The organism is Streptomyces sp. Y2F8-2 (assembly GCF_014905555.1).
Lineage (GTDB): Bacteria > Actinomycetota > Actinomycetes > Streptomycetales > Streptomycetaceae > Streptomyces > Streptomyces cynarae.
Genome location: NZ_BNGS01000002.1, coordinates 166,265 through 181,566 on the forward strand (window position 1 = coordinate 166,265; position 15,302 = coordinate 181,566).

Genomic DNA, 15,302 nt, shown 5'->3' on the forward strand with positions numbered 1-15,302 from the left:
TAGGGCGGCAGGTGAAACGACAGGAATGGGGCGCCCGGCTTGTCGGCTTCCCGCAGTTCTTCGGACGCCCGAGGATGTGCCTCGCAGTGTCACCCGGTGAAGAGCTGCTTGGCCTTCAGGACGAGCTCGTACAGGCCGTAGCCCAGCGGCGCCCCCACCCACACCCAGGCGAGGGCGATCAGGGGGATGGGGGTCCCCCCGCTCGAGCGAAGCCGAGAGTGGGGGAGGTCAGGCGGGCTGCTCTCGGCGGCCATCGGCGGCCTCCTTCGGTACGGGGACGTGGTGGCGGGGGTGGACCGGCCGGACCAGCTCGTTGGCGGCGAAGCCGATGACGAGCAGCCCGATCATGATCATGAAGGACAGGCCGTAGAGGGACGACCCGTGCTTTCCGGCTTCCTTCTGGTGGTCGGCGATCCAGTTGACGATCAGCGGCCCGAGGACCCCTGCGGTCGACCATGCGGTGAGCAGCCGGCCGTGGATCGCACCGACCTGGTACGCGCCGAACAGGTCCTTCAGATAGGCGGGGACGGTCGCGAAGCCGCCGCCGTAGAAGGAGAGGATCACCAGCGCACAGAGAATGAACAGGGGCTTGGAGGAGTCGCCGAACAACGCGATGAGCAGGTACATGATCGCACCGGCGCCCAGGTAGACGCGGTAGACGTTCTTGCGTCCGATCAGGTCGGAGGCAGACGACCAGCCGATCCGGCCCGCCATGTTGGCCGCCGACAGCAGGGCGACGAAGCCGGCCGCCGCGGAGGCCGACACCGGGGTGGAGGTGTCCGCGAAGAAGTCCGTGATCATGGGCGCGGCCTTCTCGAGGATGCCGATGCCGGCGGTCACGTTCATGCAGAGCACGGTCCACAGGCACCAGAACTGCGGGGTGCGCACGGCGCTCCGGGCGGAGACCTGCACCCCTTCGAAGGCGCTCGGACCGGCGGCCGTGCCTCCGTGGTCCTCGCTGCGCGGCACCCGTACCAGCAGGACGCCGAGCGACATGAAGACGGCGTACGACAGCCCGTGCACCAGGAAGGCGAGCGCGATCCCGGAGTGGTCTGAGCCGAAGGACTGGAGCATCTGCGCCGACCAGGGCGAGGCGATGAGCGCGCCGCCGCCGAAGCCCATGATGGCGATGCCGGTGGCCATGCCGGGCCGGTCCGGGAACCACTTGATCAGGGTGGAGACGGGTGAGATGTAACCGATGCCGAGGCCGATGCCGCCGACGAACCCGTAGCCGAGGACGATCAGCCAGTACTGCTGTGTCTGCGCGCCCAGCGCGGAGATCAGGAAGCCGGTCGAGAAGCAGACCAGGGCGACGGTCATGGCCCAGCGCGGGCCGTTGCGTTCGACGAGCGTGCCGCCGAACGCGGCCGACAGCCCGAGCATCACGATGGCGAGCTGGAAGGGCAGCGCGCTCTGGGTGCCGCTGAGGTGCAGGGCGGATTCGAGCGGCGGCTTGAACACGCTCCAGGCGTAGGCCTGGCCGATGGACAGGTGGACGGAGAGGGCGGCGGGCGGCACCAGCCAGCGGCTCCATCCCGGGGGTGCGACAGGAGGGCTCATGATCCCGAACAGTAGGAAGGCGGACGGGAGTTGAGAACCCTGCGGGTCGACCGTATGCGGTGAGCGGTATCCAGGATGCGCCGAACGGTCGTGCCGCCCGGTTTCCGGGCTGCGCGGACCCTTGCCGAGCCAACTTCCATACTGTAGACAATATTTCGTCGACATCCCGTATCGACCCTCTTCGGCAGTTCCAGCCACCTCCGCGGTACCCCCTCGACCGAACGGAGTGTTCCTGTGAAAGTCGCAGTTCTCGGCGCCGGTGCCATCGGCGCCTACGTCGGCGCCGCGCTGCACCGTGCGGGCGCCGATGTGCACCTCATCGCCCGTGGACCGCATCTGGCGGCCATGAGGCGGCACGGAGTGCGGGTGCGCAGCCCGCGCGGCGACTTCACCGCGCACGCCCACGCCACCGACGACCCTGCCGAGATCGGCCCGGTCGACTATGTGTTCCTTGGGCTGAAGGCCAACTCGTACGCTGCGTGCGGGCCGCTGATCGAGCCTCTCCTGCACAGCACGACGGCGGTCGTGGCCGCCCAGAACGGAATCCCCTGGTGGTACTTCCACCGCCACGGCGGCCCCTACGACGGCCGTCGCCTCGAGAGCGTGGACCCCGACGGCGCGGTCAGTGCGGTGCTCGCGCCGGAACGGGCCATCGGCTGCGTGGTGTACGCGGCGACAGAGCTCGAAGGCCCCGGTGTCGTGCGGCACTTGGAAGGCACCCGGTTCTCCGTCGGCGAGCCGGACCGCGGCATCTCCGAGCGCTGTCTGGCCTTCGGTGAGGCGATGCGGGCGGGCGGCCTGAAGTGCCCGGTCGAGCCTGACCTGCGCAGCGACATCTGGGTCAAGCTGCTCGGCAACATCTCCTTCAACCCGATCAGCGCGCTGGCCCGCGCCACCATGCGGCAGATGTGCCTGCACGGCGGCACCCGCAGGGTCATCGAGATCATGATGCGGGAGACGCTCACGGTCGCCGAGGCCCTCGGCTGCACGGTCGGCGTCTCCATCGAACGGCGCCTCGCGGGCGCCGAACGGGTCGGCGACCACCGCACCTCCACGCTCCAGGACCTGGAGCGCGGCAAGCCGCTCGAACTCGACGTACTCCTCGCGGCCGTCGTCGAGCTGGCGGAGATCACCGGCGTCGAGGTGCCCACCCTGCGCACCGTGCACGCCATCTCGGACCTGCTCGCGCTGAGGAGCGCCGCATGAGGAAACGCGAACCGAAGACCTACACCCGGCTCACCCACCCGCTCGTCCGAGACTCCCGGGACGAGCCCTTCCGCCCGGCGACGTGGGAGGAGGCGCTGGACCGCACCGCCCGGGGCCTCACCCGCAACCGCGGCGCGTTCGGCATGTTCTCCTGCGCCCGTGCGACCAACGAGATGAACTACGTGGCGCAGAAGTTCGCCCGGGTGGTGATGGGCACCAACAACGTCGACTCCTGCAACCGCACCTGCCACGCCCCGAGCGTCGCGGGCCTGTCGGCGGCGTTCGGCTCGGGCGGCGGGACGTCGTCGTACGAGGAGGTCGAGCACACCGACGTCATCGTGATGTGGGGCTCCAACGCCCGCTTCGCGCACCCGATCTTCTTCCAGCACGTGCTGAAGGGCATCAGGAACGGCGCGCGCATGTACGCCGTCGACCCGCGCCGCACGTCCACCGCCGAGTGGGCGGAGAGCTGGCTCGGTCTCAACGTCGGCACGGACATCCCGATGGCGCACGCGATCGGCCGCGAGATCATCCACGCGGGCCTGGTCAACGAGGCGTTCGTGGAGCGGGCCACCACCGGCTTCGAGGAGTACAAGGCGCTGGTCGAGCCGTGGACGCTGTCGCTCGCCGAGAAGGTGACGGGCGTACCGTCCCGCGCCATCCGCGAGCTGGCCCACGCCTACGCCCGCGCCGAGCGCGCCCAGCTGTGCTGGACCCTCGGCATCACCGAGCACCACAACGGCACCGACAACGTCCGCGCCCTGATCAACCTGTCTCTGCTCACCGGTCACGTGGGCCGCTACGGCTCCGGGCTGCAACCCCTGCGCGGCCAGAACAACGTCCAGGGCGGCGGCGACATGGGGGCGATCCCGAACCGTCTGCCCGGCTTCCAGGACATCCTCGACCCCGAGGCGCGCCACCGGTTCGAGTCCGCCTGGGACACCGTCATCCAGCCGCACTACGGGCTGAACCTGACGGAGATGTTCGAGGCGATGGAGGAGGGCTCGCTCCGGGCGGTCTACTGCATCGGGGAGAACCCGGCGCAGTCGGAGGCGGACAGCGAACAGGCCGTGCGGCGGCTGCGGCAGCTCGACTTCCTCGTCGTGCAGGACATCTTCCTGACGAAGACCGCCGAGCTGGCGGACGTGGTGCTGCCGGCGACGGCCGGCTGGGCGGAGACCGAGGGCACGACGACCAACAGCGAGCGCCGGGTGCAGCGGGTACGGCGTGCGGTCACGCCGCCCGGTGAGGCGCGCGAGGACATCGACATCCTCTGCGACCTGGCGGCACGCCTGGGCCACGAGTGGAAGTACGCCGACGCGCAGGCCGTGTGGAACGAGCTGCGGTCGGTGTCGCCGGACCACTACGGGATGACGTACGCGCGCCTGGAGGAACACCAGGGCATCCAGTGGCCGTGTCCGAGCACGGACCGGCTCGAACCCACCTACCTGCACGGTCGGTTGTGGGAGACGGACCCGGAAAGGCGCGGCACGCCCGCCCCGTTCGGGATCGTCCGGCACGACCCGCCCGTCGACCTCACCGACGAGCAGTACCCGATCCGGCTGACCACCGGGCGGCGGCTCGACTCGTACAACACCGGGGTGCAGAGCGGCGGTTACGCCTCTCCGCTCCGGCGCGGCGAGTACGTGGAGCTGTGCCCGGAGGACGCCGAGCGCTACGGGGTCGTCGTCGGCGAGGAGGTGCGGGTGACCTCGCGGCGCGGGTCCGTGGTCGCCCCGGTGTGGGTCGACACCGGCCTCAGGCCCGGGCTCGCCTTCATGACGATGCACTTCCCCGACGAGGTGGACACCAACCAGCTGACGATCGAGGCGAACTGCCCGATCGCGGGCACGGCGGAGTTCAAGGCGTCGGCGATCCGGATCGAGAAGCTGCCCGTCGCGACCATCGTGAGGTGACGCAAGTGGACCTGCACTTCGGCGACAGCAAGCCGACGGACGAGGAACGGGCGGCCGTCGACGCCCTGTTGGGCCCGCCGGAGTCCTCGTGGGAGGGCGCCGACCGTACGGACGCCGACCTGAGGTGGGCCCGCGGCGGCCGCGCGGCCCGGGACCGCCGCGACCTGCTGTTGCCGGGGCTGCACGCGCTCAACGACCGGGTCGGCTGGATCAGCGAGGGCGGCCTCGACTACCTGTGCCGGCGGCTGACCGTGCCGCCGGCCGAGGCGTATGGCGTGGCGACGTTCTACGCGATGTTCTCGGTCGGGCCCCGCCCGGCGACCGTGCTGCACGTCTGCACGGACCTGGCCTGCACGGCTGCCGGGGCGGGCGAGGTGTGCGCCGGTGCCGAGGCTCGGCTCGGCCCGGGCAGCGGGGTGAGCGTCGAGCGCAGCCCGTGCCTGGGCCTGTGCGAACGCGCCCCGGCGGCACTCGCGATCAGGGCGGGCGACCCGGTGCGTACGGCGGTGTCGGCGCCGGGGACGGTGGAGGGGGCCGTCCTCGCCGCCACCGCGCCCGACTCGGCACCGGAGGAGCCGGAGGCGGCGATGGCGGTGCCCCAGGTCGGAGACCCGTCGTTGAGGCTGCTGCACCGGGTCGGCGTCGTCGATCCGTCCTCCCTGGACGACTATCGCGCCCACGGCGGCTACACGGCCCTGCGCCGGGCGTTCGAGCTCGGCCCGGCCGGGGTGATCCGCGAGGTCACCGATTCCGGTCTTCTGGGACGTGGCGGCGCCGCCTTCCCCACCGGCCGCAAGTGGCAGGCCACCGCATCCCAGCCCGACCACCCGCACTACCTGGTGTGCAACGCCGACGAATCCGAGCCGGGCACCTTCAAGGACCGCGTGCTGATGGAGGGCGACCCGTACGCGCTCGTCGAGGCGATGACGGTCGCGGGGTACGCGGTTGGAGCGCACCGGGGCTATCTGTATCTGCGCGGCGAGTACCCGCGGGCGCTGCGCCGCCTGGAGCACGCCCTGGCGCAGGCACGCGCGCGGGGCCTGCTCGGTGACGACGTCCTCGGCCAGGGATACGCCTTCGACATCGAGATCCGGCGGGGGGCGGGCGCCTACATCTGCGGGGAGGAGACGGCCCTGTTCAACTCCATCGAGGGGTACCGGGGCGAGCCGCGCTCCAAGCCGCCGTTCCCCGTGGAGAAGGGCCTGTTCGGCAAGCCGACGGTGGAGAACAACGTCGAGACCCTGGTCAATGTGCTGCCGATCCTCACGATGGGCGCGTCCGCGTACGCGGCGATCGGCACGGAGACGTCCACAGGGCCGAAGCTGTTCTGCGTGTCGGGCAGTGTGGAGCGGCCGGGCGTCTACGAGCTTCCGTTCGGCGCCACGCTCGGCGAACTGCTGACGCTCGCGGGTGCGCGGGAGCGGCTGCGCGCGGTGCTGCTGGGCGGTGCGGCCGGCGGTTTCGTACGCCCCGACGAGCTGGACATCCCGCTCACCTTCGAAGGCACGCGGGAGGCGGGCACGACGCTCGGCTCGGGCGTCGTCATGGCCTTCGACGCCACGGTTCCCCTTCCTCGGCTGCTGCTGCGCATCGCGCAGTTCTTCCGCGAGGAGTCGTGCGGGCAGTGCGTGCCGTGCCGGGTGGGGACCGTGCGCCAGCAGGAGGCGCTCCAGCGGATCGTGGAGCGTACGGGCGCCGACGCCGCCGACGACATCGCCCTGCTCCGGGAGGTGGGCCGCGCGATGCGGGACGCCTCGATCTGCGGTCTCGGGCAGACCGCGTGGAACGCCGTGGAATCCGCCATCGACCGTCTGGGGGCGTACGCATGACCGCGATACCGCTGGGGGTGCCGCGCAGGCTCGTCGAGTTCACCCTCGACGGGCAGGAGGTCAGGGTGCTCGAGGGCTCGACGATCCTGGACGCGTGCCGTGCCGCCGGGAAGGACGTGCCGACCCTCTGCCAGGGCGACACGCTCACCCCGAAGAACGCCTGCCGCGTCTGCGTGGTCGAGGTGGAGGGGTCGAGGACCCTCGTCCCGGCCTGCTCACGGAAGGCCGAGCCGGGCATGGAGGTGCGGACCGGCACCGAGCGCACCCGGCACAGCCGGAAGGTCGTGCTGGAACTGCTCGCGTCCTCGGTGGACCTGTCCACCACACCCGGGGCCGCCGAGTGGATCAAGGAGTACGAGGCGAAGCCGGACCGCTTCGGCCCGGACGCGGCCCGCGTGGACGAGCAGCCGAGGATCGACAACGACCTGTACGTGCGCGACTACGACAAGTGCATCCTCTGTTACAAGTGCGTCGACGCGTGCGGCGAGCAGTGGCAGAACACCTTCGCCATCTCCGTCGCCGGGCGCGGCTTCGACGCCCGGATCGCCGTGGAACACGACGCGCCGCTGACCGACTCGGCGTGCGTGTACTGCGGCAACTGCATCGAGGTGTGCCCGACGGGCGCGCTGTCGTTCAGGTCGGAGTTCGACATGCGCGCGGCGGGTACCTGGGACGAGTCGGCGCAGACCCGGACCACCACGGTCTGCGCCTACTGCGGTGTGGGCTGCAACCTCACGCTGCACGTGCAGGACAATGAGATCGTGAAGGTCACCTCCCCGCACGACAACCCGGTGACCCACGGCAACCTCTGCATCAAGGGCCGTTTCGGCTACCAGCACGTACAGAACCGGGGCTGATCAGGACATGGGACGAGTCACGGAACGACGCAAGGTGATCCGCATCCGCGACGGGGCGGTCTCGTCCCGCCCGGACACACTGGTGGCCGAGGAACCGCTGGAGATCCGGCTCAACGGGAAGCCGCTGGCGATCACCATGCGCACACCCGGCGACGACTTCGCGCTCGCCGCCGGGTTCCTGGTCAGCGAGGGCGTGCTGGGCGATCACCGTGACCTGCAGAACATCGTCTACTGCGCGGGCGCCACCGTGGACGGTTCCAACACCTACAACGTGGTGGACGTGAAGACCGCGCCCGGTGTCGCGATCCCGGACATCACGCTGGAACGCAACGTCTACACCACCTCCTCCTGCGGCCTGTGCGGCAAGGCCAGCCTGGACGCGGTCCGTACGACGGCGCGCTGGCCGATCGCGGACACGCCCCGGGTGCGGGTGGAGCCGGAACTGCTGGCGGGCCTCCCGGACCGGCTGCGCGCGGCCCAGCGGGTCTTCGACCGGACCGGGGGCCTGCACGCCGCGGCCCTGTTCGCCGAGGACGGCGAGCTGCTCGACGTACGGGAGGACGTGGGCCGGCACAACGCGGTGGACAAACTGGTCGGCCGCGCCCTGCAGAACGGGGACCTGCCGCTGTCCCGCGCGATCCTGCTGGTGTCGGGCCGGGCCTCCTTCGAGCTGGCGCAGAAGGCCGTGATGGCGGGCATCCCGGTCCTCGCCGCCGTGTCGGCGCCCTCCTCGCTGGCCGTGGACCTGGCCGCGGAGACCGGGCTGACCCTGGTGGGCTTCCTGCGGGGCAGCTCCATGAACGTGTACGCGGGCGAGGACCGCATCGCCCTGCGGGCCACGGCCGCCCAGGGCTGACCGCCTCCCCGCGACACGGCGGCGGGGACCCCGGCCGGCGGGGAGCGCCCCCTGCGCCGCCGGGGCCCGCTGTACCCTCGCTATCTGATGCGCTGCGGCTACAGCACGGGCTCGGTGGTGGTCGTGGACGGCGGCGGGCTGCTCGTCTGAGAGCCCGGGGCACCGGCTCCGACGTGTCAACCGGTCGTGAGCCGCACCTGCGAGGCGGCCACGACCGATCCCAGGCGCGGGAAGTCCAGCCCGACCGACGCCCGGTGCTCGGCGGCGGTGAAGGCGGCCATGGCGTCCTCGACGAAGAGGAGGTCGTAACCGAGGTCGGCGGCGGCGCGGGCGGTGGACTCCACGCCGAGGTTGGTGGCGATGCCGCCGAACACCAGGGTGGTGACGCCGCGTTCGCGCAGGCGCTCGTCCAGGCCCGTGCCCTGGAAGCCGCCGATCGTCCGCTTCACCACCTCGAGGTCGCCGTCCCGGAGCAGACCGGCCACCAGGCCGCTGCCGGGCGGCTGTTCGGCGACGCCGAGGCGCTCGACGCGGATGAGGACGACGGGAGCGCCGGCCGAGCGGAAGGCGTCCGCCAGCCCCTCGGCCGTGGCGAGGACGTCCGTGCCCTTGCGTGGCTCCAGAGGCAGGGCGACGATGCGGTCCATCAGGTCGACGAGCACGAGGGCCGTGCGCGCCGGATCGAGTGCGTCAGGTGCGGTCATGACGGAACGTTAGCCGTCGTCAGCCGTCCGTACCGGAAATACGGATCAACAGATCCATGAACCGATCGCGTTCGTTGGCGGAGAGCGGGGCGAGCAGTGTGTCGTTCGCCTCGCGGGCCGCCTTTTCGCAGCGCTTCAGCAGCCGGGCGCCCTCCTCGGTGAGCGACACCGCGTTCTTGCGGCGGTCCCTGGGGTCGGGCTCGCGGAGGACGAGACCCGCCGCCTGCAGGTCGTTGAGGATGCCGACCAGGTCCTTCGGGTCGAGCGCGATACCGCGGCCGAGGTCGGCCTGGGCGACCGGGGCGAGGTCGCGGACGGCGGAGAGCACCACGTGGTGCCACATCTTCATGCCCTCGGCGGCGAGGGCGTCGGCCACCAGGGCGCGACCGCGGGCGGCGGCACGGCCGAGGAGCCAGCTCGGCAGGGAGCGGATCGCGGGAAGGGGAGCCTCGGCCATGGCCGCAGCTTAGCGAAAAAATCGTTGGGAGTCCCCACGAGTTTGCGATACCGTTGGGACTCCCAACGATCCTGGAGGTGCGATGCGTCGCGTCCGGTACGAGTCCACCGGCGGCCCCCTGTTCCTGGAGGAGGCACCCGTCCCGGAGGCGGGCCCCGGCGAACTGCTCGTGCGCTGCGAGGCCGTCGGGGTCACGCTGCCCGTCGTGCGCAAGGTCACCGAGGCCGCCGAGCCGATTGCGCTCGGCGGTGAGATCGCCGGCGAGGTGGTCTCGGTGGGCGCGGGCGTCACCCGCTTCCGGGCCGGCGACCGGGTGACGGGACTGTGCTTCGGGCACGGTTATGCCGACTTCGCCGTCCTGCACGAGGCCATGGCCTCTCCGGTCCCCGGTACGGCGAGCGCCGTCGACGCCGTCGCGCTGGTCCGCAGCGGGCTGGTCGCGCTCGGCGCGCTGCAGGCGGCACGCCCCGAGCCGGGCGAGTCGGCCCTGGTCACGGCGGCGGCGAGCGGTGTCGGCCATCTCGCCGTGCAGTTGGCCCGGGTGCACGGGGCGTCCCGTGTCGTGGGCGCCGTGTCCGGCGCCGGCAAGGCGGAGCTCGTGCGTGCGCTCGGCGCCGACGAGGTGGTCGTCTACGACGCCCCGGAGTGGGGTGATCCCGTCGACTACGTCCTCGACGCGGTGGGCGGCGACCTGCTCGGCCCGGCCGTCGCCGCGCTCGCGCCGGGCGGCCGGCTCGTCGCGTACAGCTCGGGCGGCGGCACCGTTCAGGCGTACGACCTGCTGGTGGGCGCCAAGTCCGTGATCGGCTTCCAGATGGCGCGGATCGCCCGCGGGAAGCCGGAGCTGTACGAGCGGTGGCGGCAGGAGCTGTGGCGGCTGTTCGGCGAGGGCGCGCTGAAGCCCGTCGTGCACGCCGAGTTCCCGCTGGAGGAGGCGGCGAAGGCGCACGCGGTCATCGAGTCGCGCGGCAACCTCGGCAAGGTCGTGCTGCGCCCCTGAGCCGCCAACGGCCGTCCGACGGCGGTCCGGACGTCAGCCGGCCAGCCCCGGACCACCGCGTCCCGGGCACCAACGGCCTCACGACCACCGTGTCCCGGGCACCAAGGGCCTCACGACCACCGTGCCCCGGGCACCAACGGCCTCACCACGGTCCGCGCGGGCGAACCTCAGCCGGAACGTGTCCCCGTACGGACCGCGGTGCGTGACGCCGCGGCGGGCTCCGGGCCGACCGCCGGGCTGTCGGCGTCGTGGGCCCGGCGCTTGGCGATCACCGCGCAGACCATCAGCTGCATCTGGTGGAAGAGCATCAGCGGGAGCACGGCGAGGGAGGCCTGTGCGCCGAACAGGACGCTCGCCATGGGCAGCCCGGAGGCGAGGGACTTCTTCGACCCGGCGAACTGGATCGCGATCCGGTCCTCCCGGCCGAAGCCGAGGGCACGGCCGCCGTACCAGGTCAGCGCCAGCATCACGGCGAGCATCGCGGCCTCGACGACGAGCAGGCCGCCGAGCCGGAGCGGGCTCACCTGGTGCCAGATGCCGCGCACCATGCCCTCGCTGAACGCGGTGTAGACGACCAGCAGGATCGAGCCGCGGTCGACGAGCCCGAGCACCTTCTTGTGCCGGGTGACGAACCCGCCCTCCCGTCGCCCACCACCGAACTGCTCGACGCTCCCCCAGAGCTTGACGCCTGGGGGGACCCCCATCGCGCGGCCCCTTCTGACTCCGCAGCGCCGCAGGGCCTGTCCCGCGAGGAACGGCACCAGCAGCTGCAACACGATCTGGACGAGCGAGTCCGCCGAGAATCCGCCGCCGCTGTCGCCCAGCAGGGCCGCCGCGAGCAGCGGGGTGATGACGATGCCGACGAGGGAGGAGAAGGAGCCCGCGCAGATCGCGGCGGGCACGTTGCCGCGGGCGATCGAGGTGAAGGCGATCGACGACTGGATGGTCGAGGGGACGAGGGTGAGGAAGAGCAGCCCCGTGTAGAGGTTGTGCGTCAGGAACACCGGCACCAGGCCGCGGGCCGCCAGACCCAGCAGCGGGAAGATCACGAAGGTGCAGGCGAGCACGGTGACGTGGAGCCGCCAGTGCCGGAGCCCCTCCAGCGCCTCACGGGTGGAGAGCCGGGCCCCGTACAGGAAGAAGAGGAAGGCGATCGCGGCCGTGGAGGCACCGGAGGTGACGCTCGCGGCCGTGCCCCGCGCCGGAACGAGGGCGGCGAGCCCCACGGTCCCCAGCAACAGGAGGATGTACGGGTCGACGGGCATCCGACGCGGCCATCGCAGGCGTTTCACAGTGCTCCACTACTTCGCTGACGTCCGGTGCAGGGGCACGATCGTGCCCGGTGCGGGGGCACGGTCGTGCCCTCTCCATGGTCCTCCACCGCCTCGTGATCGGGAATCCCGCATACTGCTCTGACTGTCATCACGAATCACGATAAGCTGCGGGAGCCATGTACGACCCCTCCCACCTCCGTACCTTCCTCGCCGTGGCCCAGACGCTGAGTTTCACGCAGGCCGCCCGGCGGCTGGGGCTGCGCCAGTCCACGGTGAGCCAGCACGTGCGGCGGCTGGAGGACGCGACCGGGCGACCGCTCTTCCTGCGGGACACGCATTCCGTGGAGCTGACCGAGGACGGCGAGGCGATGCTGGGCTTCGCTCGGCGGATCCTGGAGGTGCACGAGCAGGCGACGGCGTTCTTCACCGGGACCCGGCCGCGCGGCCGGCTGCGGTTCGGCGCCTCCGAGGACTTCGTCCTCACCCGGCTGCCGGAGATCCTGGAGGGCTTCCGGTACGAGCACCCCGAGGTGGATCTGGAGCTGACGGTCGAGCTGTCGGGCACGCTGCACGAACGGCTGGCGGCGGGCCGGCTCGACCTGGTGCTGGCCAAGCGGCGCCCCGAGGACCCGCGCGGCGAACTGGTCCGCCACGACAAGCTGGTGTGGATCGGCGCGGAGCGGCTGCGTCTGGACCCCGACCGCCCGGTTCCGCTGATCGTCTACCCGCCGCCGGGCATCACCCGCGCCCGCGCACTTCAGGCCCTGGAGAAACAGGGCCGGCCCTGGCGCATCACATGCACCAGCGGCAGTCTCAACGGCCTGATCGCGGCGGCCCGCGCCGGCCTCGGCGTGATGGCCCACTCCCGGGGCCTCATCCCTCCGGGCCTGGTCAGGATCCCCGAGCGTGCGGGCCTGCCGGACCTGGGTGAGGTCGACTTCGTCCTGGTGCACCAAGAGCGACAAGGCCCCGCCCACAGCGCGGCCCAGGCGCTGGCGTCCACGATCCTGGCGGGCGGCGACCGGCTGCACCGGCGATAGTCACCGCACCGGCCGCGGATACGTGAGCTGCTTGACCCTGCGCAGGAACGGCGTCACCTCCACGTGCCGGACACCGTCGAGGTGCCCCAGGGGCCCGCTGAGATACGCATAGAGGTCCGCCGTGCTCCTCGCCAGGGCGCTCGCCACGATGTTCGAGGGGCCCGCCGTCGCGGAGGCGTGGGCGATCCGGTCGTGGCCGGCGAGCGCCTCGCCGACGGAGTGCAGGGCGGCGGGGGCGGTCGTGATCCACAGCATTGCGGCGACGGGGAACCCCAAGAGCTCGTTGTCGAACTCCGCGTCGATGTATACGGCGCCGGAGGCGATCAGGGACGTCAGGCGGCGCTTGACGGCGGACTCCGAGCGACCGGTGGCACGCTGCAGTTCCGGGTGGCCTGCGCGCCCGTCCCGCTCGAGGACGGCCAGCAGGGGCTCGTCCTCCGGGTCGATGCGGGCCGGTCCCGGGACGGGCACCGGACGGGGGCGGAGGGCGGCGATCTGGTCGGTGCTCAGGGCGCCGAACTTGCGCACCCAGCCGTGGACGCCGCCGTAGAACCGGTGGAGCACCTGGTGGGCGCGGATCTCCAGCACGCTGGGGGTGCGGGGCAGCTTGCCGAGCAGCAGGTCGTCGTGGTCGCCCTGGCTGCGCGGCCGGGTCAGACAGAGCACCTCGGTACCGCCGGAGATGAGCCCGACCCAGTTGGTGTCGGGGCGCTTGGCGAGCGCGTCGCCTATGGCCACCGCGCTGTCGGGCGTGCACCGGACCCGCAGCATCCACTGGTCGTGGCCGAGCCGGTGGGCGTCGCGGATCGCCACGACCCGCAGCCCGCCCTCCGCGCACAGCCGCCGGTAGCGGCGCGCGACGGTCTGGTCGGAGACGTCGAGGACGGCTGCGATCCGGCTGAAGGAGGCGCGGCCGTCGATCTCCAGCGCCGACAGCAATTGCAGATCGAGCGCATCGAAGGTGTCGGATTCCATCCGCATCATGGCTTCCCCCGTCGGATTCCGGCGCCCGGACGCCGATGACCCCGTGATCGGCCGCGCCCGCGCCCATCGTACGAACGTCTCGCACACATCGGACAGAAAGCAGGGGGACATGCGTACATGGGGGCCGCTCACGGCGGTGTGCCTGGGCACGTTCATGTTGTTGCTGGACGTGACGATCGTGGTCGTCGCGCTTCCGGACATGGCGCGGTCGTTGCACACGTCGCTGAGCGATCTGCAGTGGGTGGTCGACGGGTACGCGCTCGCGCTGGCCGCCCTTCTGCTGGGAATGGGGGCCGCCGCCGACCTTCTGGGACGTCGCCGGGTGCACGTCGTGGGTGTGGTGCTGTTCGCGGCCGCGTCGCTGCTGTGCGGGCTCGCCTCCGGGCCGGTGGCACTGGTGGCGGCGCGTGCGGTGCAGGGCGTGGGAGCGGCGGCGATGTTCGCGACGACCCTGCCGTTGCTCGGCTCGGTCTACCAGGGGCGGCAGCGGTCTGCGGCGCTCGGGGTGTGGGGCGCGGTCAGCGGTGCCGCAGCGGCGGTCGGGCCGGTGCTCGGCGGGGTGCTCACCGAGGGCCCGGGCTGGCGGTGGATCTTCTTCGTGAATCTGCCGGTGAGCGTGCTCGCGGTGGCGCTGACCCTGCGCGTGGTGCCGGAGTCGCGGGGTCCGCGCGGAATGAACGTCGACTGGGCGGGCACGGTCGCCTTCGCCGCCTTCGCGGGCGGCACCACGTACGCGGTGGTGCGGGCCGGGGAGGACGGCTGGACCTCCTCGCCGGCGCTCGGGGCGTTCGCGTCGGCCGCGCTGGCGCTGGTGTGCTTCGTGCTGGTGGAGCGGCGGGTGGCGCATCCGCTGCTCGACCTGTCGCTGCTGCGCAAGCCGGCGTTCGTGGGCGTGATGGTGGGGGCGTTCGCCTTCAACGGGGTGGCGTTCGGTGTGACGCCGTACGTCTCGATCTGGATGCAGACGCTGCTCGGGATGAGTCCGGTGCGCGGCGGGCTCACCCTGCTGCCGCTGACGGTCGCCGCCATGGTGGTCGCGGTCCTGGTCGGGCGGCTGCTGCACGGGGCGCCGGCGCGGCTGACCATCGGGGGCGGTCTGCTGCTGACGGCGGCGGGGTGTCTGTGCCAGGCCGTTCTGGACGCGGGCTCCGGCTGGACGGTGCTGGTGCCGGGGTTCGTCCTGGTGGGCGTGGGCACCGGGTTCGTCTCACCCACCGTCGCCGGGGCCGCGCTGGCCGCGGTGCCGCCCGAGCGCGCGGGCATGGCGGGGGGCGCGGTGAACACCGTCCGCCAGCTCGGGTACGCGCTGGGGGTCGCCGTCTTCGGTACCGTCCTGACCTCGCGGATGGGCGACACGCTGCCGCACGTCGCGGCCCACACCCTGGCGGGCGGCGGAGCCGGGGCTCTGCGCGGCACGTTCTCCGGACACGCCCTGCGCACCGCCTTCGCCTCCGGACTCGACGCGGCGCTGGTGACGGCCGGCGTGGTGGGGCTGGTCGCGGGGGCGGCCGTGCTGGTTCTGGTGCGGCAGCCGCAGGACCGAGTGACAGGATCCGCGCCGCGGACGCTGAAGAAGACAGTGGTACGGCAGGGGTGACCGCCGGGGGCGGTGGCCGGCG

The 15,302-nt window shown here is 72.0% G+C and carries 14 protein-coding genes; 8 read left to right on the top strand and 6 right to left on the bottom strand.

Features of this window, described 5'->3' with window-relative positions; translation table 11 throughout:
- Window positions 1–89: 89 nt before the first annotated feature.
- Complete coding sequence (locus tag SY2F82_RS06120; RefSeq protein ID WP_200417934.1) at window positions 90–254, bottom strand: hypothetical protein; 165 nt, start codon at window positions 252–254, stop codon at window positions 90–92.
- Window positions 229–1,560 carry an OFA family MFS transporter gene (locus SY2F82_RS06125; RefSeq protein WP_200417935.1) on the bottom strand — a complete coding sequence of 444 codons (1,332 nt, stop codon included), beginning with the start codon at window positions 1,558–1,560 and terminating at the stop codon, window positions 229–231. The genes SY2F82_RS06120 and SY2F82_RS06125 overlap by 26 nt, the downstream gene beginning before the upstream one ends.
- Window positions 1,561–1,794: 234 nt before the next feature.
- On the opposite strand from SY2F82_RS06125, the gene SY2F82_RS06130 reads away from it, so the two are divergent.
- Genes SY2F82_RS06130 through fdhD form a run of 5 tightly spaced genes read left to right on the top strand, consistent with a single transcriptional unit; the run spans window position 1,795 to window position 8,224 of the window.
- Window positions 1,795–2,766: a 2-dehydropantoate 2-reductase gene (locus SY2F82_RS06130; protein ID WP_200417936.1), complete on the top strand. Its 972-nt coding sequence runs from the start codon at window positions 1,795–1,797 to the stop codon at window positions 2,764–2,766.
- On the top strand, window positions 2,763–4,682 hold the full coding sequence (locus SY2F82_RS06135) for a molybdopterin oxidoreductase family protein (protein ID WP_200417937.1): 1,920 nt from the start codon (window positions 2,763–2,765) through the stop codon (window positions 4,680–4,682). The genes SY2F82_RS06130 and SY2F82_RS06135 overlap by 4 nt, the downstream gene beginning before the upstream one ends.
- 5 nt (window positions 4,683–4,687) lie before the next feature.
- On the top strand, window positions 4,688–6,511 hold the full coding sequence (locus tag SY2F82_RS06140; RefSeq protein ID WP_200418601.1) for an NADH-ubiquinone oxidoreductase-F iron-sulfur binding region domain-containing protein: 1,824 nt from the start codon (window positions 4,688–4,690) through the stop codon (window positions 6,509–6,511).
- Window positions 6,508–7,368: a 2Fe-2S iron-sulfur cluster-binding protein gene (locus SY2F82_RS06145; protein ID WP_200417938.1), complete on the top strand. Its 861-nt coding sequence runs from the start codon at window positions 6,508–6,510 to the stop codon at window positions 7,366–7,368. The genes SY2F82_RS06140 and SY2F82_RS06145 overlap by 4 nt, the downstream gene beginning before the upstream one ends.
- A gap of 7 nt (window positions 7,369–7,375) precedes the next feature.
- Window positions 7,376–8,224 carry a formate dehydrogenase accessory sulfurtransferase FdhD gene (fdhD, locus tag SY2F82_RS06150; protein ID WP_200417939.1) on the top strand — a complete coding sequence of 283 codons (849 nt, stop codon included), beginning with the start codon at window positions 7,376–7,378 and terminating at the stop codon, window positions 8,222–8,224.
- 176 nt (window positions 8,225–8,400) lie between these two features.
- Here the strand turns inward: fdhD and SY2F82_RS06155 are convergent, their stop codons facing one another.
- Together SY2F82_RS06155 and SY2F82_RS06160 are read right to left on the bottom strand one after the other, a co-directional pair.
- Window positions 8,401–8,928 carry an isochorismatase family protein gene (locus tag SY2F82_RS06155; RefSeq protein ID WP_200417940.1) on the bottom strand — a complete coding sequence of 176 codons (528 nt, stop codon included), beginning with the start codon at window positions 8,926–8,928 and terminating at the stop codon, window positions 8,401–8,403.
- A 19-nt stretch (window positions 8,929–8,947) separates the two neighbouring features.
- Window positions 8,948–9,385, bottom strand: a complete 438-nt coding sequence (locus tag SY2F82_RS06160) for a MarR family winged helix-turn-helix transcriptional regulator (protein ID WP_200417941.1) — start codon at window positions 9,383–9,385, stop codon at window positions 8,948–8,950.
- 82 nt (window positions 9,386–9,467) lie between these two features.
- Here SY2F82_RS06160 and SY2F82_RS06165 point away from each other — a divergent pair, with 82 nt between their 5' ends.
- Window positions 9,468–10,385 carry a zinc-binding dehydrogenase gene (locus tag SY2F82_RS06165; RefSeq protein ID WP_200417942.1) on the top strand — a complete coding sequence of 306 codons (918 nt, stop codon included), beginning with the start codon at window positions 9,468–9,470 and terminating at the stop codon, window positions 10,383–10,385.
- A gap of 167 nt (window positions 10,386–10,552) precedes the next feature.
- Here the strand turns inward: SY2F82_RS06165 and SY2F82_RS06170 are convergent, their stop codons facing one another.
- A complete protein-coding gene (locus SY2F82_RS06170) occupies window positions 10,553–11,650 on the bottom strand; it encodes a bile acid:sodium symporter family protein (protein WP_200417943.1) in 1,098 nt (365 codons plus the stop codon).
- A gap of 185 nt (window positions 11,651–11,835) precedes the next feature.
- Between SY2F82_RS06170 and SY2F82_RS06175 the strand changes: the two genes are divergently transcribed.
- Complete coding sequence (locus SY2F82_RS06175) at window positions 11,836–12,699, top strand: LysR substrate-binding domain-containing protein (protein ID WP_200417944.1); 864 nt, start codon at window positions 11,836–11,838, stop codon at window positions 12,697–12,699.
- On the opposite strand, the gene SY2F82_RS06180 is transcribed toward SY2F82_RS06175, so the two are convergent.
- Window positions 12,700–13,680, bottom strand: a complete 981-nt coding sequence (locus tag SY2F82_RS06180; RefSeq protein WP_200418602.1) for an Lrp/AsnC family transcriptional regulator — start codon at window positions 13,678–13,680, stop codon at window positions 12,700–12,702. It lies immediately after the preceding gene.
- 112 nt (window positions 13,681–13,792) lie between these two features.
- On the opposite strand from SY2F82_RS06180, the gene SY2F82_RS06185 reads away from it, so the two are divergent.
- Complete coding sequence (locus SY2F82_RS06185; RefSeq protein ID WP_200417945.1) at window positions 13,793–15,280, top strand: MFS transporter; 1,488 nt, start codon at window positions 13,793–13,795, stop codon at window positions 15,278–15,280.
- Window positions 15,281–15,302 lie beyond the last annotated feature (22 nt).